The following is a 24438-nucleotide window of genomic DNA, read 5'->3' on the forward strand; positions in this document are numbered from 1 at the left end:
TTACAGGGGGCTTTACTGTCGGAAGCTGCTTGGGTGTTGTTTCAGCTTCCTCCCGGGAGTGTTTTTTTCGAGAAGTTGGTCTGCCTTTCAAAGGTGGCGTGGCGGGCTGTGTGACGAAGGGAACCGGACAAATGTACGGAAACCTGTAATCAGAGAAGCCCGCGGGCCGAAAGGTATCTTTCCGCTTCGATTGCGGCCTGACAGCCGGTGCCGGCGGCCGTAATGGCCTGACGATAATGGGGGTCGGCCACGTCTCCGGCGGCAAATACTCCCGGCACTTTGGTGCGTGGGGTTCCCGCCTCGGTGACGATATAGCCTACTTCATCCGTCTCCAAATAGGGCTTGAATATATCCGAGTTTGGTTTATGTCCTATGGCAAGGAAGAAACCGTCGATGGGCACATCGTAGCGTTTCTCGTCCGGCCGGCCCATGCGCTGCACCAAGTGCACGCCTTCCACACCGTTTTCGCCATACAGTCCCACTGCGTTATGCTCGAACAGCACTTCTATTTTTTCATGTTGCATCACGCGCTCTTGCATAATCTTGGAGGCGCGAAGGTAGGGCTTGCGTACTATCAGGTAGACTTTGGAGGCCAGCCCGGCAAGGTATACCGCTTCTTCGCAGGCGGTATCTCCGCCTCCCACAACGGCCACGGTCTTCTTGCGATAAAAGAAACCGTCGCAAGTGGCGCATGCGCTGACTCCCATGCCGGCGTATTTCTTTTCGTCTTCCAATCCCAGATACTTTGCCGCGGCGCCGGTAGAAATAATCAGTGTCTCTGTTTCTATGGTCTTTTCTTCGTCTATCGTAATCTTATAAGGGGCTTTGCTCAGGTCGGCGGCGGTAGCTACGCCATACCGCAAATCTGCGCCGAAACGTTCGGCCTGCTTCCGCAAATCTTCCATCAGTTCAGGGCCTCCTATCCCTTGCGGATAGCCCGGGAAGTTTTCCACCTCGGTGGTTGTGGTCAACTGGCCGCCGGGTTGCAATCCGGCGTAGAGCACGGGCGAAAGGTTGGCTCGGCCTGCGTATATAGCGGCCGTATAGCCGGCAGGTCCGGAACCGATAATCAAACATTTTACTTTTTCTGTTTCCATGATTATTGTCTTTTTTTGTTATGTATTCTTTTTAACGTCCGCGAAACGGCAGCCGTGAGCTTTCTCATCGCAAGTCAATCAGTTCACCAGCTGAAGGAATGGAACGAAAGTCTCTCCGGGCAGCCGTGAGCTTTCTCATCGCAAGTCAATCAGTTCGGCTGTCGGATATGCCTTTTTGTCAAAAACGAAAAGGCTGTCGGGATATGTCTGTCCGGTCTGATAAGAATGGATGATGATGACTGTCGCGTCTCCTTGTCGCTGCGCCATGCTGATGTGTGTGGGCCGATATGTGTCTTTCGTCACATAGAGGATGATGCACTGCGGGTTCTTCTTCCGTTCCGTGGCGGTCAGCACTATTTTATAAAGCGATTTGAGCCGGGGGGTGTCCGTATCACCCATTTTCAATCTATATCCTTGTTCGTAAAGCGATAAGAGGGCGTATGGATTGATGCTTTGCAATTCTTCGGGTGTGGGTTCGGACACATTTACTTCATCTGAAGCGGAAAGGTAGCTCCATTGCGTATGCCCGTCGAACCAGGTCTTTGCTCCATCTGCCTCTAAGAGGAATTTGTCTCCCTTCAGACGAATGGTGCCGGCAGAGGAGCCTTCGGGGGCCCTCACCGTAAAAGAGATTTTAACTCCTCCTGATTTTCTGAATGTCTCGGCGACACGGTCGAGCACTTCTTTGGCATCCGGCTGCTGCGCCACGATGGGCAAAGCGACGGCGGACATCCATATACAGAACAAAAGGCGATTGATTTTCAACATTTCCATTCATTTTTGCCGAACAAGGATGTATTCCCTATCCGCGTTCTAATTAAAACACGATTTATTGCAAATTGTTCAGGCGCATTTCCAAGTCATTCTCGTCTATACAGAGTACGTCGCGAGGTTTGCTGCCTTGTGCCGCCCCTACTATTCCGGCTTTCTCCAGCTGGTCCATGATGCGTCCGGCACGGTTATAGCCGATGGAGAATTTCCGCTGGATAAGCGAGGTGGAGCCTTGTTGATGGATGACCACCAGACGGGCAGCGTCTTCGAACAAGGGGTCCAGGCGCCCCATATCGACATCTCCCAAGTCGCCGCCGGCATTCTCGTCAACGTATTCCGGCAGGTAGAAGGCGGTGGGGTATCCTTGCTGACGGGCAATGAAATTGGTTATTTCCGCCACTTCGGGGGTATCGATGAAAGCGCACTGCACACGCACCGGATTGGCACCTTGCAGGAACAGCATATCGCCTCGTCCTATCAGCTGATTGGCTCCCGGACGGTCGAGGATGGTGCGCGAATCGACCATTGCCGACACACGGAACGCTATACGGGCCGGGAAGTTGGCTTTGATCGTACCCGTAATGATGTTGGTGGTAGGCCTTTGCGTAGCGATTATCATGTGGATACCCACGGCACGCGCCAACTGGGCGATACGGGCAATGGGCAGTTCCACATCCTTGCCGGCCGTCATGATCAGGTCGCCAAACTCGTCGATGACCACCACGATGTAGGGCATGAACTTATGCCCCTTCTCGGGATTCAGGCGACGGTTGATGAACTTCTCATTATACTCTTTGATGTTACGCACATGGGCGGCTTTCAGCAAATCGTAACGGGTGTCCATTTCCACACAAATGGAGTTCAGGGTTTGCACCACTTTCGTCACATCCGTGATGATGGCATCTTCTCCATCCGGCAATTTGGCAAGGAAATGATGCTCGATGACGGAATAAATGCTGAACTCCACTTTTTTGGGGTCTACCAACACAAACTTCAGTTGCGCCGGATGCTTCTTGTATAACAAGGAGGTGATGATGGCATTCAGCCCCACAGACTTACCCTGACCGGTGGCGCCTGCCACAAGCACGTGAGGCATCTTGCACAAATCTACCATAAAGACCTCGTTCGTAATGGTCTTGCCAAGTGCAATGGGCAAGTCATAGGTAGCCTCCTGAAATTTCTTACTGCCTATGATGCTTTGACCGGAAACGATTTTCGGGTTGGAGTTAGGTACTTCGATACCGATGGTTCCCTTGCCCGGTATAGGGGCTATGATGCGGATGCCCAATGCGGAGAGGCTGAGGGCGATATCGTCTTCCAGTCCTCGGATTTTGGCAATACGCACGCCTTGTTCGGGGGTGATTTCATAAAGCGTCACGGTAGGCCCCACCGTAGCCTTGATGGTGCTGATTTCTATGCCGAAGCTGCGCAAGGTGTTGATAATCTTATCCTTGTTGGCGTTCTGTTCTACCATATCGATTGTGGGCCCGTTGTCGTCATAATGTTTCATGAGGTCTATCGTCGGGTAATGGTAGTTCTCCAAATCCAGGCAAGGGTTGTAGGGCTCTGTCTCTTTCCCTACATATTCTTCCTCTTCCGTTGTTCCCACTTGGAATGCCGGTTCTTTTTCTTCCGGATGTTCCCGCAGAGAAAGTTCCGGCTCAGGAGTCTCGATAGTCATAGGGATATCTGCGTCTTTTGTCGGAAAAGTTTTGTCTTTCGCGTCAGTGCCTCCTAAGTCAAGGGTAATTTCATCCTGGGGGTCATCCTCCTCTTCGGGCTGAATCGTCTTTTCCTCTCTTACGGTCGCGGCTTCCGCAACGGACTTTTCTTCTTCCACTCCCCAAGACGTCTTAAATTCTTCCGGAGTTTCGCCCGGCAGACTTTCCGCCTTCTGCTTGCGCTTCAAGAAGCTAAGAGAAAGCAGTTTGCGCAACCAAATAATGGTTTTGGCACTCAGATAGATAAGAAAACAGATGGCTGTCACCAATAATAGCATCCATACACCCGGCACTCCCACTTGCGATGTCAGCCAATTACTTACATTGTATCCATGCATTCCGCCCAGATAGAGGAAAGAGTCCTTGTATTGGTCCACAAAAACGAAACCGAAAAAGACGGAGAACCAAATCAGCAGGAGCGAACAGCCGATAAACCACTTCCACAGGCGTACCGCACGTACTTTCATCAGCTTCAGTCCGGTTACCGCCAGAAAGACAAGGATGAAGAAAGAAGAAATGCCGAAACAATCGTTGATGAGATAGCTTGCCAACTGTGCTCCGCGAGAACCCGCATAGTTCTTCACCCCATTATGGGTAGAGGCCAGCTCCTGTGCATTGCCTCCGTCGAGGATGCTTTGGTCGGCTGCTCCCGTAAAGAAGAACGACGAGAAAGCAAGCAATAAATAAACAGAGAAGATGACAAGCATCAAGCCTATTACGAAATGCATTGTCTCATTTTTTAATATGGCCGCCACTTTTCTGAAAAACGAAGGCGACAGCTCTGTATCTTTGACCGTTGAATTTTTTCTTGCCATGTTTCTTATATTAAATGTTTATCACATCAGAATAGATTGCAAATGTAGTAAAAACTATTTTCCAATCTGCTGTTTCATTCTTTAATTCTTCCTTATCCGCCACTGATTCATGGCAGGAAACGATGGAGAAACTACATCGGCTCTCCCATATAAAGAGTGCTGGCACGGCATTGGGAAAACGGTCATTTCTCGTGTCGCAGGGAAGATGCCATAATAAAATCCCCGCTTCGCGATATCACATCGGGAAGCGGGGATCCTTTTATTCTCATAAAAGTGGTTACGTAATTATGACTAACTAATTCATTCAAATCTGATGTTGCAAAGATACGGCGCCGGCAGATAGTGTGCAATCCCTTAAATTAGGTATAATGGAAGAATGCAGTCATTATAATTAGGTAAGAACGCTTGAAAATCAGGAATTGGCATAGCTGTGCATGCCGCCTAAGACGTAATTCACTCCGAAATAGGTCATCAGAACCGTGAGGAAAAAAGCAATCATGCAGGCATGAAAGAAGAGGGGCCGTCTAAAGAGGCGCAGGCTGCGCGCATGGAAAGCGGCTCCATAGACCATGAATGTAATCAGTGCCCAAACCTCTTTCGGATCCCATGCCCAATAGCGTCCCCACGATACGTTTGCCCAAACGGCGCCGAGAAAGATGCCGGCGCCGAGAAAGAAAACAGCCGGGTAGAGCAACAGGCGACTGAGCAGCATCAGCCTCACGGCAGCACTGCGGAGACAGAATGCCAGCACTCCGTTCAACATCATAAAAGCAAACAGGGCATAGGACATCATTATCGACGACACGTGCATGCTGAGCCAAGGCGAAACAAGCACGGGCATCAGCGGAGTTATCTGCGGATTCATCTGCCCTAAGTGCGAAACAAGCAGGGCAAAGCCCGACAGCAGAAAGCCGAAAGGCAATGTGAACGGAAAACGCCGGCGAAACAGACAAGCCAGAAACAACGTACACAGGGCCATGAACTGCATGGTCTCGTAGCCGTTGCTCAAGGGTATGCGCCCGCCGATATACCACCGCAAGCCATATCCGAAGAGCTGAAAGAGAAAGGCTCCATAAAGGGCCGTGGAGAGAAAGAGATGTATAGGATGCGAAAGGGGGGCTTGCCCGCCGGCCGGAGAACGACGCAGACCGCAATAGAGCAGATAGAAGAACGCCAGCAGCCCGACCGCCAGATTAAACATGAAAAGCAGTTTGCTGAAAGGGATACGGTTGTAGAGCAACTCGGCGCGTATGCGAGTATCTGAAATCGGCTGCACACTCCCGTCTCCGGGCAGGGGACGAATCAGCGTGCCGTTCTGGAGCATCAGTATCACCCCCACCTTTTCATCCGCTTCTATCACCGCTTTTTCCAAAGATGTCATCGACCGGCGATAGTCCCGTTTTTCTTCCTGTAACTCTTGCAGGCGATAGTTCTGTCCGTCGAACAAATCGACAAGGCGTGCATAGGGCGACGTGAGGTGAAGCAAGCGGCGGAGCTCGGCATTCTTGATATAAATCATCGGTTCGTTTTTCCAGACTTCCGGACGCAGAAGCCATCCGCCGATTACCTGCTCGGGCGTCAAGCCGCCGTAAGTGGATTTGCCGGTGAGCTTCAGCAGGAAATCGCGCGCCAGCGTATTGAAAGGTACCACGCGATCGTGATAAATCACTTGCCGGGAGGCAAGGCTGTCGGCCCGGGTGCGCGACAATGCCGGAAGACTCCTTTTCTGTGCCTGCACCGCTCCTGCCAAACAGAATGACAGACAGACGAACAGCCCTCCTTTCTTCAACAGCGGATGCCGGAGCAGCCGGCGAAACTCGCTCTTGCGACTGAAAAGCAGCCAAAGCATGGAGACTCCCAGTAATATATATCCTGAATAGGTCAGGCTTATCCCCCATGGGTCATAGTTCACCGCCAACCAGCTGCCCTGCATGTCTTCGTCGAACGAAGACTGGTAGAAGCGAAAGCCGGCACGAGAAAAGATGCGGTTCATGGAGACCGGCGGGGCGTCGTGGATGTAACTGATGTAGTCGGCCGGAGCATCTGTGCCGGGATAATATTCAATCCGGAAGCTGTCTAAACGCAAGGTGAACGGCAACTCGACCGGCAGCCCGCTGTCCTGTTCCACATAGCTGTTTGCCTCATTGCCCACTGTGAGATGCATGTAGCCTTTCTTTGCGGAAAGAAATGTAGTCATGGCTCCCGCCAGAATCACGATGAAAGAGGCGTGCAGCAGCAATACGGGAAGACGCAACCACAACCGCTGCCGGAAAAACGTGACAACCGCCCCTGCGGCAAGTGCCCCCCAGAGAGAACAAAACCCGCCGGTATGATATATGTATTTTCCCACAAAATCAGTCCCGTGGCTTTGCTCCACAAAAGTGGTCACACCAAGCACGACCACTATGCAGGCGTATAGAGTTGCGAGAATCTTCTTCAACTTATTGTTCATTGGCTGCACGTTACCGTTCAATAAGGAGCAAACTCCTTATTCTCGAGAGCTTTGACGCCCATACATTCCATTTCTATCAACCAGCCCGGCCGGCAGACCGGAGCATGTACGAATACCATCGGAACAGTGGGAAAGCGATTGTCATACATCTGTTTGACCACCGTATAGTCGGCTATATCGCGCAAGTACACGATTATCTGCCCCAAATCGTCGAAAGTGCAGTCGGCTTCCTTCAGCAGCGTCTCCACATTCTCCCACATACGCTCGGTCTGCTTGCGTATGTTGCCGGGGTGCACCACCTCTCCTTTATTATTGATGCTTGCAGTGCCGGAGATAAACACATGGCGGCGGTCGCCATAATCCACATACGTGCCGCGCTCGAAGCTGACACCATACTCGTATGTGGGGTTCAGATGCGTGGGTGCGTACAAGAAGCGAATCTGTCCCGGCTTCAGGCCGTCTACGGCGTATGTGTCCATCTGCACGGTCACTTTGGGGTCGGCATGACGGCCACCGATGCCCGTACTGGCGATGTAGTGTGTCTTTTCCGTCAGATTCTGTGTGACGAATACCTCGTTGCGCGCCTTCACCACACCGGCATAGTTGACATCCACGTTCTGCACAAAGAACCATGTACGTATGCAGTTGTCGGCCAGCTTGCAGCCTTGATCCATGAGTTGCATCACATATTCGTTCAGCAATAAGCGGGTCTGATACTCCGAGTTGGCGGCACGGTTGAAAGCACTTCCCCCCCAAAGATGCCGATAGGCTCCATGCCTTGCCTCGAATAATCCGTTGTGAAGCACCTGTGTGCGGACATCGGTCAGCAGATAAGCCCAAAGAGCAATCTTCGTACCATCCAGCGGCGGTTGTTCCACAACGGACAGTGCACAGTCCGAGCTTTCTGCCGTGAGTGCCAGCAACACGTCCGCCTGATTGGCGGCGTCGCTCAGGAAGTATCGCTTAAAGACGGCGACTGCACCGTGCAACTTGTCCTCGCGCAGCCGATGATAAGCGTCGGTCACGGCTTTCAGCTGTTCCTCGTAGGTGTCGTCCCGGCGGGTGGCATGAATCATCACGTGATATTCCGATACTCCGCCCTCCATCTCATACCTGAAGATTTCGGTCAAGGAATTCTCTGATTGACAGATCTGTCGTTTCTCGCTATTGTTCATAATCGATTGAAAATTAATAACCTTAAACTACTCCTTGGCGCCATTGTTTATCCACACATCAATCAGGGTCAGCTTCTCCGGCTCTCCCGACAATATGTCCAGATGACCGTGAGCATCATGTCCTTCTTCGTTCAGCACCATGTGCAGGAAACTCTCTTCGGCCCTTCCGGGTTTCACGCGCAATATGCCACCATCTATGGCAGAAGGCACATTCACCAATCCTGCATAACTTTTTCCCTCCGTCAGAAACAATCCTCGGGCGGCAGAAGTGCTGACACCGTGACATGCGATGCACCGGGCGTTGAACACTTTCTGTACGGCTGCATACATGCCCACGTTCATTGTTCCCACATCCATCCGAATCGTATCGGAGACTGTTTTTATCGCATCCCCGGTCAAAGCGTAGAAGTCGACCACACTCTGCCGCAAACGGTTGGTGACGCAGAGTTTCAAAGAGATCACATTCTCGGGGACGCCGGAGAGCACCAGCTGCACAGCCTTTCCGTCCGAACTTGCAGAAAGAGACTTGGACACAACGGAATAGCTGTCGCCTTCCTCGAAACCGGCCAGCACGACATCATATCCCGATGCCCAACTGTTGATGCCGCTGATTGTTCCTGTCAGTTTCACCACACGTCCTTTCGGTGTCACCACCACTTCTTTCTCATGGATGCGGCCTTCGTCGCATGAAGAAAGAAGCACGGCGGAGATCCAATAAGCAGCAAAGAAAATAAAATTCTTCTTCATAAGCATCATCTTTTCCACTGATATTTTCAGAAAGTGTACTGAAGCATGACGGTTGCACAGTGCGTAGCCAGTCCGAGGTTGTCGTTGTCACGGTCGAGCTGCGTGTCGTGCCCCCAACGGGCCACATACTGATACATGGCCTGCAACTTCAGGTTGCATCCTTTGAAGAAGTAGTTCATTCCTACGGCTGGCATATTGAGGAACCCGTCATCATCCGTTCCGTTACGGTTGAAGACATCATAGCGCAGAGCAAGCTGCGTACGGGGAGCGACAAAATAACCGCCTTGCACATACCCGCCCAGATAGTTGTATTTCCGGTGTATCTTCTGGCGTTTTGTAAAACCTACATTCATGTAATACGCCTCGGCAGCCAGATAAAGCTTGTTCTTCAGCATGGCAAACTCCAGACCTACCCGTGTGTCGTTCGTACTCTCGTTTTCACTCTCCACATTGATAGAGCCGGACACGCCGAACAGAATCTTATCTTCGTGCAGGCGGTTGGGATTGCCTTGTGTGGAAGGCATCACACCTTTGGGCATATACGTCAGACGTCCGGCATAGAGCAGAGACGGGATGTGCCAGTCGTCACTGAAAGTCTTTGTAGAGGTATTTACGGAAGCTCCCGTTCCATTGAACAGGCCCGCTTCATAGCCGAACTTGTCGGCAAGCAGTCCATGAATTTCCACACCCAAGTCAAAGCCTGTACCTATGTTCGGGGTGACGGCATTCAAAGAGTGAGGCAGGATGACGGGCGATGTCAACGAAAGAGGCAGGCGCGGAAGAAGCGTTTCGCCCAGCGTCGTCAGGTAGGCATGCGAAAAGGGGGTCTTGAATTTTCCCACCCGGACAGCCAATTGCTTATTCATCTGCACGTCGAACCATGCCTGTTGAAGCAAAGCGCCGCCACCGGCAGCCGCGTTGATGGAAAGATTGAAAGCCACCTTTCCGAAAGCCTTGCCCGTGAATCCCAGCACGGCATAAGGAATGGAGAAGCCTGAGTTGGCCACGTTATCCTGGTTGTATGCCTTGTCCAACCCTTCATCGTCATACCAGTTGAAATTGGCGGAAGTCTGTACTAACAAGTAAGGTTTGAAAACGAAATCTCCCTTCTTGGTTTCGATGGTAAATCCTTCACGTCCCGCCAACGATACTACACCGTTATCTGTATCTTCTTCGTGTTGCGCCATGACACTCAATGGCATCATCATCGTCAGTACAACTCCTATTATCAAATTCTTCATTGTTACTCTTCTGTTTGTATAAATTGTTATTAAAGTGATTTCAAGAAAGCAATCAGTGCGTCGCGGTCTTTCTTACTCATGTTCTTGAATAAATTTTTGGAGGCCTCGCCTTCGCCCCCGTGCCACATGATGGCTTCCACAAAATTGCGGGCGCGGCCGTCGTGCAGGAAGTAGGTGTGCCCGTTTACCCTTTCCTGAAGGCCGATGCCCCACAGCGGAGTGGTTCGCCATTCGTTTCCACGGGCCAAGCCGCTCACATAGTTATCGTTCAGTCCCACGCCCATAATCTCCGAGCCCATGTCGTGGAGCAGGTAGTCGGAATAAGGGTGGATGGTCTGGCTGCCTAACCACGGCAGTTGCGTTCCGTTCAGCAAAGTAGTGCCGCGCGGTTTGGTGTGCAGCGTGGTCACATGGCACAAGTGGCATTTTGCCTTATAGAAGTTCTGCTCGCCCTTGATGACTTCCGGGTCGTTCACATTGCGGCGGGCAGGTACACTGAGGCTTTGCAGATACATGTCCACATTTTCCATGTCTTCCGTCGATACGTCCAGACGGTCATACGCCAACCCCATCATGCTGCCTTGATTCACCTGAGCCTGCCCTTCGCATATTTCTTCGGGATAACGGCTGTTGGTCACGCCCATATCGCTGGAGAAACCAAGTTCTACCGTGAGGTCGGCATGCTGCGCCTTGTTGCCCGACAGACCCAAGCTCCTGACTCCCCTTTCCATGATGTAGTTGCAGCGTCCGCTGATGCCGTATTCCGGGTAGTTGCTCTTGGCGGCAAGCGCCTCTATTTCCTTGGGGTCGAGCGCCATCATTTGTCCCATGCCTACATGACGAAGAGGGATGCGCACCGTGCAGAAGAGGTCTTCAGGTCGGATGCTGTCGGCATACCACTCGGTAATCTTGTAGGTGGGTTTACAGAGTTCATATTCTTCGCCGTCGGGGAATCTGAACTTCTCATACGTATATTCCACTTTCAGCTTGCCTTCAGCCTTTACGCCGTAAATGGCCTGGTCGTGGAGTACCCGTCCGTAGTCTTGGAAGAAAGCGCCGTTCTTGCGCGTGATGTAAACCAGCATGGAAGAGAAACCGGTACTGCCCGAGCCTCCCTCCGTCCATAACGTGGGTTTGGTGCGGCCGGCATTGCGATGGCAACTGCCGCAGGAGTAGCCCGCATAGACCGGGCCCAAACCTCCCCCCATGCCATTGTCGCTTGTGCGGACATCGTCATACAGTCTGTCTCCCATGTTGAAGCGGTGGTCATAGATACCCGTTATCCAGTCGGAAGGTGTATCAAAAGCAATGGAGGAGCTCAGGAAATTGGTTGCAGTCCCGGCAGACAAGGCAAATCCCGAGGGAACTTCTATGTCCTGCGCCTCGATGCCGTCGTCGTCACAGGCACTGAAAGCCAACAAACCCGAAAGGAGAAATGAATATTTGAAGATTTTAATCATCATACATTAGTCACTTTATGAAAACAAAAGATACAAACACAGCAAAAGTAAAGGAAGGATTATCTAAATCCGACCCTTACTTTCATTTTTTTCAAGAGAAGGCAGTTACTTGATTACTCGAGCCTTCCCATCTTTGAATATGAGGAACTCCAATGTATGGAAGCCACGCAAAGACTGAGTCTTTGCTATCTTTTTATCATCTTCGTCGTATTCGCCGGTCCAGTCGAGGTCACCGAAGCTGGCTTTTTCCAATACCTGAACGATACCTGCCTGATCCAATGGCCAGCTGTCCATATTAGGGTCGAGTCCTCTGTCGGCTACGGGGCCGAACAAGAATGCTTCACTGGTTTCCCACGGTTCACGAGCCACCAACCATTGTGCGGCGCACGCATTCATAGCGGCTTGTGACGGTGCCTTTTGGAAAGCCACCACAGCTTCGTAAAGCTTCGTGTTCTCTCTCTTTAAGTCGGCATAAGTAGGCAACACCACCACATCTACGTAATCTGTGACGACAGGCTTCAAGACCTCTTCGGACAATTTTGCGGCGGCAGGTTTCAATTTGTTCTTCAAAATCTCCGCCAATGCCTGACAAGCTTTCGACGCTTCCCGTGCCTCAGCACTTGCGATGTTATTGCGGAAAGGAGCAGGAATAGCCCAAATCTTATCGGCTGCATTCGTTATGGCATTCTTCACTTCGGTGTCCAAAGCCGGATTGACTGCGGCAATGGCCTTGGAAAGAGACTTCTCGCTGATGCTTCCATTGCGAGTGCCATAATAGGCATTGCGGATAGAATAAATATTATTGCGGTAGTCTTCGCGAGAGTGCCAGCTATACCAAGATTCCACGGCATACAATGCCTTCTCGGTCTTTCCATCGACGTATAAATCATACGGGTCGCCGATTTTGGCGCCTCCTACTTCATTGGCAATATCCCAACATCCGTCGATAAGGTTCTCTACCGATTTCCCGAAAGTATTTCCTTCTGCAACGGGATTCTTAAACAACTCGGCATAAGGTTTCCCTCCTTTATAAGATTTACTCCAGTCATCGTACAAGTCGTTTGCATCTTGCTGCAAGCGCAGAGCTACCTGCACCATATACTTGCCCCAGTTTTCGGCATTCGCACTTGAATAGTCGATATTCGCAATCTTCGTGTATTCGCTTTCATTGTCGTCACTGCCACAAGACACGGTTGTGAAGGACAGTCCCAAAGCGAGGGACGTTACAAGCCAAACATTCTTTTTCATTTTTCTGAACAGTATTTATAATTATGGATTCTTTCATTTCTTGATGAACCAGCCTACATAGGCCACGCCGATGGAGAACTCATTCTCTCCTGTATACTTTCCTTTCTTAAAGACCTTGTCCGTACCTATCCGGCGGGCTGCATAGTCCGCTTTCACCACCAGATTGGGCAGGGCAAACCAATTAAGGCCTACCGACCACTTGCTCACTTGGCAACGTTTGTCCACCGTATAAGACCCTTCGCCCTTCTCCTGCGGATTGAAGTATTCATAACGGGCATACGGATAAATAACCGGGCAATGCTTGCTCGAAAGGAGGGCACTCAGGTTGACGCCCGCCTCTACGCCATAACAGATTGCCTCTTTGGCAAGGTTCCTCATGGCTCCGTGATAATAGCCCGAAGCATTGGGCAGCGAAACATTGCCGATGGCGTTGGAGTTCTCCACCGTGCCGGAAATCAGATTGGCGCGAGCCGTGACGTACTTATTCTTATACTGTGCGTCCACCGAATAGATGGTGACGGCAGAACGCCCTACGCTGGAGTATTTGTAACGCTTGTCGGCGTTGGCCGTCACGTCGTTGCAATAGTAGAAAGAGGCGCCGACGCGCAGACCGCGGATTCCTCTGTAGTCCAGCCGCGCCACGTAGGCGGGCGACGTAAAGTTGTCGACCTCGAAAAGTCCTTGTTTCCCTCCTTTCACCCAATAGTCGCGGCCGAAGCCGTCGGCATTCAAGCCGGTAACCACCATCGCTTGATAATCGAACGTGGCATAGCCGCGTCCCACCGTACCGAAAGCCGCCAAGCCGGTTTCGTGCCAGGTAGAAGGGATGATGGTGGTTTCTCCTTCGGGACGATAGGTGCCGAAGAAATTGATTGGTTCGTGATGCGCATTCGTCAGCCCTACGGGGACAATCATGTGGCCGGCACGCAGGTTGAACGAACGGTGTATCAGTCGGGTGACATGGAACTGCTCGAGAGCCACTTCTCCACCCTTTTCCATCTCCGTCTCATATTCTCCGTTCTCGGCATTCTCCAGTTCCATCTCGGTGCCTACGCCTCCGGCCTCGAACTCTATCTCGGCTCCCAGTATCCACTTCGGGCTGAACTTATAGTCCAAAGCAAGCACAAATCGGGGGATGGCAATCGTGTTTCTGTTTTCTTTGGAGTTGCCGGCCGGCCCGCCGAAACGGTTGATGCCGTAGTCCTTGAAGCTCGCCACCATCTCGCCGTATCCGCCGAAACGGAACGAACGATAGTCTTCGTCTTCCGCGGCCAACTCTTTTTTCTGCTCCTTGGGGGTCGGTGTTTCCGTGTTTACTTCCGTGGGAACCTCTTTCTTCTCATCCGGCTCACCTGCCTGTAAGGCATTGACAGATAATGAGAAACACAAGGCAAATAATCCTACTCTTTTTTTCATTTTTAACCTTAATTTGTGGGGGCAAGGGTAGGAGGTGTCGAAAAGAGAGACAATACCTAAAAACTGTAAAAAGAGTATAAAGATTAGTCATTAGTAGGTAACAACAAAGCACCGACAGGCAAGGGCCGTTTTGAGGTTGAAATTCAATGGTTGTTGAACACTTGTACCTGATAAAACGATGTTCCGGCAATTGACGGGAAAGACGCTTCTTCCTCCGTCAATTTTTGGATGAATCAGTTCGTCTGTTCATCGGTGTCTGTATGCCAAAGCGTAATACGCTATGAATGTCAAAGCTATCACCACACCCAAGACGGGCATTGCCGCTCCCATGATACGGGCGTCCTTGGCCAACCATAGGCAGACCGTTAACAGTGCATTCAGCTGGATGTTCAATACACGCACAAGGCGTACGGCCAGCATACATTGCATACCCACATTCTCGTCGGTCAGTCTGACAGGGAAGCTGTAGAAGCGCATGGGCAGATAGGCTGACACACCCAACAACAAGGCGGTAAGAAGCGAAGAGCCTGCCATGGCCCACACATAGGAAGGCTCCACTCCGGCAGGCTGCGGGCCGAAGTGAAAATAAAAGGCCGACGCCCAAGCGGTGAGCAGCAATAAGATGACCACACCTTCCAACACATGGTCGAGCCGCGAAGGCAGGAAACGCAAATCGGGATAATCCGCTCCCGAATAAACCCCAAATTTTATAAGCTTCATGATTAACACTTCTTTTTCTTCATCCGCCCGCTTTTACGTAATGCTTCAGCGATAATCCACTGAAGCTGTCCGTTCGTGCTGCGGAACTCATCGGCCGCCCATTTTTCAATGGCTTCCATTGTCCCGGCATCCACACGCAGGATAAAGCTTTTGGTTGAAGTCTCTTTTTTAGCCACTTTTTAACGATTTACGGTTGTCTATCTGTACACCTTGCCATAGTCAGAAATTGCCGCGCTCTCCACGCACAAAGGAGGCAATGTCATCCATTACATACGCCGCGACGGGCGAAGCCCGGTTATATTCGAAAGGGGTGGCCTTGCCACTACCCTCCTGCATCAGGTGATTCAGCCTCGGATAGGATTTGAAGAAGGCATTCTTGCGATGTAGCAAGCCGGAACGCCATAGGGCGAAGTCTTCCATCGTCACCTGATAGTCGCGTTCGCCTTGCAGGACAAGTATCGGCAACGTCAGTCCGGCAGCCGTCTCCACTGGCCGGTAAGTCTCGGCAAAGTCCCAATAAGAGCGGGGTTGGGCAGCCATCAGTTTATCCGCCTGCTCTTGGACGTCGACCTTGGTGCCGGTCAATGACGCAATATAGGCCAGTTGTTCTTTCAGAGATACATCAAGCGGGCGGGCCGGGCCGGAGAGGATGACGATGCCCGCCGGTATGTCGGACTTTTGCGCAATGCGTGGAGCCAGCATTCCGCCCAGGCTATGGCCTGATACAAAAATGCTGTCAGTCGCAATTTCCGGCAAACCCTCTGCCCGACGCAAAGCGGACAAAGCGTCGTCTACCGTTTCCGTGTCATAATCAAGTGCTCGTCCGGCAGGCACACTGTTTGCACCGTATACTTTCGTCCGCTTGTCATAGCGGATGACCGCGATACCTCGCTCCGCCAGCCCCCGGGCAAGATCTCGAAACGGTTTGTTGGGTCCTATCGTCTCGTCGCGGTCGTTGGGGCCGGAACCATGTATCAGAACGACACAAGGCACCTTGCGCTGTTTCGAGGCAAACACCGGCAACGTCAATGTCCCGGGAAGTTCAAAGCCATCGGCGCCTACGGTAATCTCCCTCTCAGTCATCTTCGCCGCATCATATGACACCGGTTTGGCGGAAGAAAGCGCAGGCACCGGAGCCAGCCGAATGGTATTCATTCCCCCGTTCGCGTCAAAAGCCAATATAAACCGAAGGCTGTAGCGCTCGAACATCAAATCGCGATAATAGACAGCCGCTCCTTGTATGGCATCTGTCTGCCAATCTCCTTTCGATTGCAACGGGCCGAAAGTTTTCTCTGTCTGTCTGAAAGTATCATTGAAATCGGCGGGTGAGAGTTTAGCCTGCAACTCTTTGTTCAAGGCCGCATGAACGCTGTCGCCCTGTCCCGCCGCAAAAAGTTCGTAGATGCGTTGCGCACGTACTATGTGGCTGTTTTGCGCATGAACGACACATACATAACCCGACAGAAAGCCGATCCCAATCAGCACCCATCTTAAAAAACCGAAAGCACTCATTTCCTGAAATATTAATGGTTCAACGTTCCTGTGTTCACTACCGGTTGCGCCGCCTCATCCGCACAAAGCACCACCAACAAATTGCTGACCATGGCCGCTTTCTTCTCTTCGTCCAGGTCCACAACTCCTTCATCAGACAATTTATGAAGCGCCATTTTCACCATGGAAACCGCTCCTTCCACAATCTTCTCGCGGGCGGTAATGATGGCCGATGCCTGCTGGCGCCGCAACATCACTGCGGCAATCTCGGGCGCATAAGCCAAGTAGTTGATGCGTGCTTCCACTACCTCCATGCCTGCCATGGCCAGACGTTCGTTCAGCTTCTGCTCCAACTGCTCGTTGATTTCCTCGCCGCCCGAACGAAGCGTCAACTCCTCCTTATCAGTCTCGTTGTCGTCGTAAGCATACTGTCCGGCCACCTGACGCAAGGCTGCATCGCTTTGTATCTTGACGAAGTTCTCGAACGCATTCATCCGTCCGGCCACCGCATATCCGCCGCTTGCCTGCCTGTTGTTTCCCACGCCTGCGGCAGATGCCGCCATAGTCTGCGCGTCAATCTCGAACATCGCCTTATAGGTATCCTTCAATTTCCACACCAGCACCAGGCCTATCAGAATGGGATTGCCTATCTTGTCGTTTACCTTAATAGGTTCCACGTCCAGATTGCGTGCGCGAAGCGAGAGTTTCTTCTTGTCCAAGAAAGGATTGACCCAAAAGAACCCGGTTTCCTTGAACGTCCCTTTGTACTTTCCGAAGAACACCATGGCCCGCGCTTCGTTCGGTTCCAGCTGCATGTATCCCGCAATCAAAATAAACCAGGCCACCGACAGGATTATTGCCACGATCACAAGCGCCGCACTATGGTTTACACCGATGATAAAAGCGGATAAGATTATTGCGCTAAGCACGATTAAATGTAAGAATAAGGCAACAAAACCATTCACTCTTAAACCTTTGAAATCCAACTCTTTCGTTTCCATACCTAATAGATTTAATTAATATCATTATGATATCACAAATATATCTATTATTTTTCATAAAAAGCAAAAAGGAAAGGATGAAAGAACGGCTGTTAAAACAAATTAACAATCGAATAAGGGGCGGCTGAATTTCATCCGGGATATTTATTAAGCATGGATTTAAAACCGATTGCACCCCGGCAATTATCTTTGCCACATTCTGTCATTTCCCTGTCAAGGACGTGTCAACGTCGTGTCTGCTCCGTATCTATAGAAGTGGAGGTTATGCGGAGGTTATACGGAGTTGATACGGAGTTGATACGGAGGATATACGGAGCTGATACGGAGCTGATGCGGAGGATATGCGGAGAAGTTATGTTGACGGGCCGTTGATACGGAGATGATACGTAATGGTTGGGCTTCAAAGCTTTATTTATTTACTTGCAAAAGTGCGGAAGTTCTTTTCTTTTTGAGTATTTTTGCGCAAAATACAAAAGAAATAGCCCTATGACAAAAGCCCTGTTTTTAGATATTGACGGCACATTGGTCAGCTTTAAGACGCACGAAATCCCTCTTTCTGCCATCGAAGCATTGACCACCGCAAAAGCCAAAGGCATGCGCATCTTCATCGCCACAGGACGTCCGCGCATCGTCATCAACAATCTTTCGGCCTTGCAAGAGCGAAATCTGATAGACGGCTATATCACCATGAACGGAGCCTATTGCTTCGCTGAAGATAGCGTCATCTACAAAAGTCCCATCCCTACAGCGGAAGTGGATGTACTGACTGCCTTCTGCCATAACCGGAACATTCCCTGCATCCTTGTTGAAGAGAATGACATCTATGTGAACCAACCGAACGGAATAGTAGAAGAGATTTTCCATGAACAGCTTAAAATAGCCCCCATCGGAGCAAGACCCTATAGCGGCAATCATTCGGGGCAGGAGATTTATCAGCTGACCCCATTCATCAATACCGATGAGGAGCGGATTTTACTGCCTGCCCTTCCAAACTGTGAAATGGGACGCTGGCATCCCGCTTTCGTTGACGCGACGGCTAAGGGAAACACCAAACAGAACGGTATTGACTTGATTATCCGTCATTTCGATATCCAAAGAGAGGAAACCATGGCCTTCGGCGATGGAGGAAACGATATCGGCATGTTACGCCATGCCGGCGTAGGCATAGCCATGGGAAACGCCCAAGAAGATGTGAAAGCTGCCGCCGATTACGTAACCTCCGGGGTGGATGACAATGGAATAGCCAATGCCTTGAAATGGTTCAAGATAATCTGATGTCAAACTACGAGAACTGAACGCGAATCACTAATCAATTTCTGCCGAACATTGAACTTTACTCCCGATAGCCGGAATAAAGAGTTCCAAGATGCCTTGCAACTCATACAATATACCCGCCAGTCCGTCTTCTTGACAGGTAAGGCGGGCACGGGCAAATCCACTTTCCTGAGATACATCTGCGGCATTACGAAGAAAAAACATGTGGTACTGGCTCCCACAGGTATTGCCGCCATCAATGCGGGAGGCAGCACGCTGCACAGCTTCTTCAAATTGCCTTTTTATCCGTTGTTGCCCGATAATGCCAACTTCAGCCTGCAACAAAGGCGCATCCACGAGTTCTTTAAATACACCAAGGCCCATCGCAAGTTGATCGAAGAACTGGAGCTTATCATCATCGACGAGATTTCCATGGTACGTGCAGACATCATCGATGCGGTGGACCGTATTCTGCGTGTTTACTCCCGAAACCTGCGCGAGCCTTTCGGCGGCAAACAGGTTCTATTGGTGGGCGACGTCTTTCAACTGGAACCGGTTGTGAAAGGAGACGAGCGGGAGATTCTGAACCGTTTCTATCCCAGCCCTTACTTCTTTTCGGCAAAAGTGTTCAGTCAGATAGACCTTGTATCCATCGAACTGCAAAAAGTATATCGACAAACCGACACTGCATTCATCAACGTTTTAGATCATATTCGCAACGACACAGTCAATTCTTCCGACCTGCAACTGCTAAATACGCGCTATGGCGCAGAAGTAAAGCAATCGGAGGCGGATATGTGCATCACCCTCGCCACCCGCCGTGACAATGTGGACTATATCAATGATAAGAAGTTGGCGGAACTTCCCGGTGAACCGGTCAGTTTCTTTGGTGAAATCAGGGGTGACTTTCCGGAAAGCAGCCTCCCCACTTCTCAAGAACTCACTCTGAAACCCGGTGCACAAATCATCTTCATCAAGAACGATTTCGACCGCCGCTGGGTGAACGGCACCATCGGTGTCATCAGCGGCTTCGACCCCATTGAGGAAACAATCTACATTATTACCGATGACGGTAAGGAAGTCGACGTGAAACGTGAATCGTGGCGAAACATCCGCTACAAATACAACGAAGAGAAGAAACAGATTGAGGAAGAGGAACTGGGCACTTTCACTCAATATCCTATACGTCTGGCGTGGGCCGTCACCGTGCATAAAAGTCAGGGATTGACCTTCAGTCGTGTGGTCATCGACTTTACCGGCGGAGTGTTTGCCGGCGGACAGACCTATGTGGCCCTCAGCCGCTGCACCTCGCTCGAGGGCATAGAGTTGAAGAAACCCATCAGCCGTGCCGATGTATTCGTGCGTCCTGAGATTGTCAGCTTTGCGACGCGTTTCAACAATCAGGCAGCCATTGACCGTGCCTTAAAGCAAGCGCAGGCGGACATGCAGTATGTCGCTGCCACTAAGGCTTTTGACAGAGGAGATTTCGACACCTTCCTGAACGAGTTCTTTAAGGCCATTCACTCGCGCTACGACATAGAGAAACCGAATATCCGGCGCTTCATCCGCCGGAAGCTTCACATCATCAACACGCTGCGGGAAGAGAATCAGGCTTTGAGACAGGCTGCTCTGGAGAAAGAGAAAACGTTGGTGAAATATGCCCGGGAATACATCCAAATGGGCGATGAATGCTTAAAGCTGGACATGAAAGAAGCTGCCATGAAGAACTACAACAAGGCGGTCAGTCTATGCCCCAAGTTCAAGGAGGCCTGGAAGAAGATAAAGAAGCTGGAAAAGGAAATGCTTAAAAGGTAAAATCTTTGGTTATAAACCGTTTATTCTCTATTTTTGTGTTAGTTTTTTTAACCATACTCCCTACAGCCATGCTTCTGAAACTATATGAAAAGAACAACAATGCTGCCGACCTTCAGCAGGTTATCGATATTTTAAATGACGGCGGCATCATTATCTATCCTACCGACACGATGTATGCCATGGGGTGTCACGGATTGAAAGAACGTGCCATCGAGCGCATCTGCCGTCTCAAAGATATAGATCCGAAGAAAAACGACCTCTCCATCATTTGTTACGACTTGAGTAAAGTAAGCGAGTATGCCAAAGTGGATAATGCCACTTTCAAGCTGATGAAGCGTAATCTTCCCGGCCCTTTCACCTTTATTCTGCCGGGTACCACCCGGCTTCCCAAGATATTCCGTAATCGCAAAGAAGTGGGTATACGCATGCCCGGCAACGTCATCATTCAGGAAATAGCCCGCTTGCTAAATGCTCCTATCATGACCGCCACCTTACCCCGCGACGAGCACGAAGACATAGAATATTGCACCGACCCCGAGCTGATAGAAGAAAAATACGGAGCCACCGTCGATTTAATAATCGACGGTGGCATCGGCAGCACCGACCTTTCTACGGTGGTGGATTGCACTAATGGAGAAATAGAAATCGTACGGCAGGGGGCAGGATGGCTGGATGAATGAATCATCACTCCCTGCCTTCAATGTTCTCGTCAATCACCTTGATTTTCTCTTTGACGAGTTCGATATCCGCTTTCAGTTTTTCCACCTTGCGGTTGATTTCGGTCAATAGACTGTTTCCTTTCTTGGAAGAAGCCGTGAGGAATCCAAGGTTGTTTTCGTAGGTCAGCAGTTCGTTCTTCATGTTTTCAAAAGTGCGTGCCAACTTCTCGCGCTCGCGATAAAGAGTTTGCGGACTGTTTTCCTGGATGGAGACAATTGTTGATTTGAAGTTGCTTATTTTTTTGTTCGACGCACTGATATTGAATTGACTGAACAGCTCATCTATCCGGTTGTGATATTGCTTATAGATTTTGTCCTTTTCTTTGAAAGGCACATGCCCGATACTGTTCCACTCCTTCATCAGATTACGTACCAATTGTGAGGCTTCTTCTGTGTCCATCTCATCGCAGATAGCGTCCAGCTGTTCGATGACGGCTTTTTTCTTTTCCAGATTGTCGTGCTCCGCGGTGCGTTGCGAAGAAGCTGCTTTGTTCTTTTGCTCGAAGAAGTAATCGCAAGCAGAGATAAAGCGTTTCCACACAGCATCCGAATATTTCTTGGTCACCGGTCCGATGGTTTTCCATTCCTTTTGAAGTTTGGTCAGCTCGTCGGCAGTTTGTTTCCAGTCCGTGCTCTCTTTCAGCGCCTCCGCCTTTTCACACAACGCCCGTTTCTTTTCTAAGTTTTCGTACATACTCTCCTTCAATGTCTTGACAAATTCACCTTTCTTGCGGAAGAATTCATCACACGCTTTGCGGAAACGTTCGAAAATCTTCACGTTCATCTTTTGGGGAGCAAAACCGATATTTTTCCATTTATTTTGAAGAGCAATGATTTCTTGTGTCATCTTCTCCCAAGAAGCAAAGTTTGTCAGTTCATTGTAATCAATGGCTTCGATGATTTCACAAATCACGGTTTTCTGGTCCAGATTATTCTGTTCCACTTCTTTCAATGCTTCGAAATGTTGTTGGTGACGACGGTTTACGGCGGTAGAGGCAGCCTTGAAACGTGCCCATATTTCATCGCGCAATTCTTTGGCTACCGGCCCTGTATCTCGAAACTCCTGATGTAACTTTTGCAACTGATGGAAAGCAGAAACCACATCGGGCTCATTTGCCAACTTCTCGGCAGCATCACACAAATGCATCTTGATTTCCAGGTTTTTCTTGAAGTCATACTCACGAAACTCATTGTTCAGTTTCAAAAGGTCGTAGAACTTCTCTACATACAACTGATAGTTTTTCCAAAGTTCGTTGATTTTGCCTTGCGGCAGCAGGGTAACTTCATTCCATTGTTGTTGCAGCTTCTTAAATTCCGCATAGTTTTTGTTCGGGTCATCGGAAGATTCCACCAGCTCCTTCAGTTCCTCGATGATGGAAAGCTTGATTTGCAGATTCATTTCCTTCTGCTTTTCCTGTTCGGCCACAAGTGCACTTCTTTTTTCTTTGATGACGGACATGATGTGTTTAAATTCCTCTTCCAGGCAGTCTGCCTGCGGAACAAAATCTTCTGCCGCTCCCCCGTTTTCAACAAATAACTTTCGCGCCGCTTCTTGTTCGGCATTGTGTAATCTGTAGAAAATCTGCTTCAAGGTATCTATCTCCGGTTTCGCCACATTCTCCACATCGGCGACCATTTCCTTCAGCTTGACCAGAATTTCTTCCTTTGTGAGTTTCCGGTCAACTTCTACAGGCTTTTTTGAAACAACTTCTTCAGCGGGAGTTTCCGTGATTTTATTTTCAGAAACCTCTGCTGCTTTTTTTCCTTCTTCTAACTCTACTGTTTTTTCAGGCAGGTTAGTGTCATGCGCGTCCATCATTGTATCTATTTTTTAGTAACGGGAGAAAACCCGTTGGGGTTACATCAGGCTACAAATTAATGAAATAAAAAGATTACTTCATATATTTTTCCTTGTTTTTTTCTGTTTTTCTTTCGTTTATGACAACAGTACGGTAATACCCATATAAAGCATCATGCCTATAATGTCATTGGTAATTGAAATAAAGGGGCCGGTAGCGATAGCCGGATCAACCTTCAGCTTCTCCAGCGTCATGGGCACCAGCGTACCGAATATAGAGGCAAACATGACGACAGCAAAGAGACTGATGGAAACGGAGTAAGTGACTGTGGCCGTGGCTCCGAAGCGAACAAAATTATAAATATATACCAACAAAGAAATGATGGTGGCGTTGATTGCTGCCACAACAGCTTCCTTGGCAACCTGTTTGAAAGTATCTTTGGCATCCAAAGAACTGTTGGCCAGTCCTTGTACAATGATGGCCGAAGACTGGGTTCCCACGTTGCCTCCCGTACCGCCAATCAGTGGAATGTAGAGAGCCATTTCGGGATGAGCGGCAAAAGTAGTATCAAAATTACCCAATATCATAGAGTTGCCTATGCCGCCCAACATACCGATAATCAACCACGGCAAGCGGGCGGTGGTCTGACGCATTACGTTGTCGTCCGTCTCTACATCCTGTGACAAACCCGATGCCAATTGGTAGTCGCGTTCCGACTGCTCGCGCACCTCGTCCATGACGTCGTCCACAGTAATCTGCCCCACCAGGCGCCCGATACTGTCCACTACGGGAACTGCCACCAAGTCGTACTTTTCGATGACCTGCACCACTTCGTCGATGGAGGTATCTACATGTACCGATATCGGTTCTTTCTTCATCACATGCTTCACCTTTGAGACAGACGGCGAGGTAATCATTTTCTTCAGTGGAAAGACCCCCTGCAAGCGGTCTTCATCATCGATGACATACACATAATAGATTTCATCCAGCTTTTCGGCTTGCAGACGCATCTCTTTCAGACACTCCGGCATACTCCAGTTCTCGTTGACGGTCACCATCTCGGTACCCATCAATCCACCGGCCGTGTCTTCATCATACTTCAGCAAATCCACGATGTCTCCGGCCTGCTCTATGTCCTCGATGTGCGAAAGGATTTCTTCTTGTTTGTCTTCATCGAGTTCACGTATCAGATCCACGGCATCGTCCGTATCCATATAGTCCACAAAACGCTTGGCAATGGTTTCGGAGGGTAGAATTTCAAGAAATTCTTTCCGGACGTCCTCATCCATTTCCACCAGTACGTCGGCCGCTGTTTCATTGTCCAGAAGACGATAGACGAAGCGAGCTTCTTCCGGATCAAGATCATTGCACAGTTCCGCAATATCCGCCGGATGAAGGGCCATCAAAAGCTCCTTGACTGTCTCTGCATCCTTTTCTTCAATCAGTCCTTTGACTCTATCTATGTATTCTTCAGTTATTTCCATTATCCCTAACCG

General features: G+C 50.0%; 19 protein-coding genes. 3 read left to right on the top strand and 16 right to left on the bottom strand.

All coding sequences use genetic code 11. The annotated features are described in order from the left end of the window. Positions 1-149: 149 nt before the first annotated feature. The 14 genes from trxB to C4H11_RS13090 form a co-directional block, all read right to left on the bottom strand. The gene (gene trxB / locus C4H11_RS13025) at positions 150-1100 is read right to left on the bottom strand and encodes a thioredoxin-disulfide reductase (RefSeq protein ID WP_106042635.1); all 951 of its coding nucleotides are present in this window, start codon (positions 1098-1100) and stop codon (positions 150-152) included. A gap of 132 nt (positions 1101-1232) precedes the next feature. Then, on the bottom strand, positions 1233-1865 hold the full coding sequence (locus C4H11_RS13030) for a LolA-like putative outer membrane lipoprotein chaperone (RefSeq protein WP_106043441.1): 633 nt from the start codon (positions 1863-1865) through the stop codon (positions 1233-1235). 61 nt (positions 1866-1926) lie between these two features. Beyond that, entirely contained in the window at positions 1927-4404 is a 2478-nt protein-coding gene (locus C4H11_RS13035) for an FtsK/SpoIIIE family DNA translocase (RefSeq protein WP_106042637.1), read from the bottom strand. 412 nt (positions 4405-4816) lie between these two features. Beyond that, positions 4817-6856 (bottom strand): cytochrome c biogenesis protein CcsA, encoded by a 2040-nt coding sequence (gene ccsA / locus C4H11_RS13040; RefSeq protein ID WP_164996548.1) that lies wholly within the window; start codon positions 6854-6856, stop codon positions 4817-4819. A gap of 17 nt (positions 6857-6873) precedes the next feature. Beyond that, the gene (locus tag C4H11_RS13045; RefSeq protein WP_106042639.1) at positions 6874-8031 is read right to left on the bottom strand and encodes a Rid family hydrolase; all 1158 of its coding nucleotides are present in this window, start codon (positions 8029-8031) and stop codon (positions 6874-6876) included. A gap of 27 nt (positions 8032-8058) precedes the next feature. After that, a complete protein-coding gene (locus C4H11_RS13050) occupies positions 8059-8778 on the bottom strand; it encodes a hypothetical protein (protein WP_106043445.1) in 720 nt (239 codons plus the stop codon). A gap of 26 nt (positions 8779-8804) precedes the next feature. After that, positions 8805-10019 (bottom strand): porin, encoded by a 1215-nt coding sequence (locus tag C4H11_RS13055; protein ID WP_106042641.1) that lies wholly within the window; start codon positions 10017-10019, stop codon positions 8805-8807. 29 nt (positions 10020-10048) lie between these two features. Further along, entirely contained in the window at positions 10049-11479 is a 1431-nt protein-coding gene (locus C4H11_RS13060) for a di-heme oxidoredictase family protein (protein WP_106043447.1), read from the bottom strand. A gap of 105 nt (positions 11480-11584) precedes the next feature. Beyond that, entirely contained in the window at positions 11585-12727 is a 1143-nt protein-coding gene (locus C4H11_RS13065; RefSeq protein ID WP_106042643.1) for an imelysin family protein, read from the bottom strand. Positions 12728-12760: 33 nt separating this feature from the next. Further along, positions 12761-14143, bottom strand: coding sequence for a hypothetical protein (locus tag C4H11_RS13070; RefSeq protein WP_106042645.1), 1383 nt, complete (start codon positions 14141-14143; stop codon positions 12761-12763). A 246-nt stretch (positions 14144-14389) separates the two neighbouring features. Beyond that, a complete protein-coding gene (locus C4H11_RS13075) occupies positions 14390-14863 on the bottom strand; it encodes a hypothetical protein (RefSeq protein WP_106042647.1) in 474 nt (157 codons plus the stop codon). Between the two features lie 2 nt (positions 14864-14865). Further along, positions 14866-15039, bottom strand: coding sequence for a DNA-binding protein (locus C4H11_RS13080; RefSeq protein WP_106042649.1), 174 nt, complete (start codon positions 15037-15039; stop codon positions 14866-14868). 43 nt (positions 15040-15082) lie between these two features. Then, positions 15083-16375 (bottom strand): alpha/beta hydrolase, encoded by a 1293-nt coding sequence (locus C4H11_RS13085; RefSeq protein WP_106042651.1) that lies wholly within the window; start codon positions 16373-16375, stop codon positions 15083-15085. Positions 16376-16386: 11 nt separating this feature from the next. Further along, complete coding sequence (locus tag C4H11_RS13090) at positions 16387-17355, bottom strand: SPFH domain-containing protein (RefSeq protein WP_106042653.1); 969 nt, start codon at positions 17353-17355, stop codon at positions 16387-16389. Between the two features lie 486 nt (positions 17356-17841). Between C4H11_RS13090 and C4H11_RS13095 the strand changes: the two genes are divergently transcribed. From C4H11_RS13095 to C4H11_RS13105, 3 genes are all read left to right on the top strand, one after another. Further along, positions 17842-18630 carry a Cof-type HAD-IIB family hydrolase gene (locus C4H11_RS13095; RefSeq protein ID WP_106042655.1) on the top strand — a complete coding sequence of 263 codons (789 nt, stop codon included), beginning with the start codon at positions 17842-17844 and terminating at the stop codon, positions 18628-18630. A gap of 51 nt (positions 18631-18681) precedes the next feature. Continuing rightward, positions 18682-20424, top strand: coding sequence for an ATP-dependent DNA helicase (locus C4H11_RS13100; RefSeq protein ID WP_106042657.1), 1743 nt, complete (start codon positions 18682-18684; stop codon positions 20422-20424). 68 nt (positions 20425-20492) lie between these two features. Further along, positions 20493-21104: an L-threonylcarbamoyladenylate synthase gene (locus tag C4H11_RS13105; RefSeq protein ID WP_106042659.1), complete on the top strand. Its 612-nt coding sequence runs from the start codon at positions 20493-20495 to the stop codon at positions 21102-21104. Between the two features lie 4 nt (positions 21105-21108). On the opposite strand, the gene C4H11_RS13110 is transcribed toward C4H11_RS13105, so the two are convergent. Beyond that, positions 21109-22962: a DUF349 domain-containing protein gene (locus C4H11_RS13110; protein WP_106042661.1), complete on the bottom strand. Its 1854-nt coding sequence runs from the start codon at positions 22960-22962 to the stop codon at positions 21109-21111. 117 nt (positions 22963-23079) lie between these two features. Next, on the bottom strand, positions 23080-24426 hold the full coding sequence (gene mgtE, locus C4H11_RS13115; RefSeq protein ID WP_164996549.1) for a magnesium transporter: 1347 nt from the start codon (positions 24424-24426) through the stop codon (positions 23080-23082). Positions 24427-24438: the final 12 nt, after the last annotated feature.

Origin of the sequence: Bacteroides zoogleoformans (assembly GCF_002998435.1) — a bacterium.
In the GTDB taxonomy this organism is placed as follows: domain Bacteria; phylum Bacteroidota; class Bacteroidia; order Bacteroidales; family Bacteroidaceae; genus Bacteroides; species Bacteroides zoogleoformans.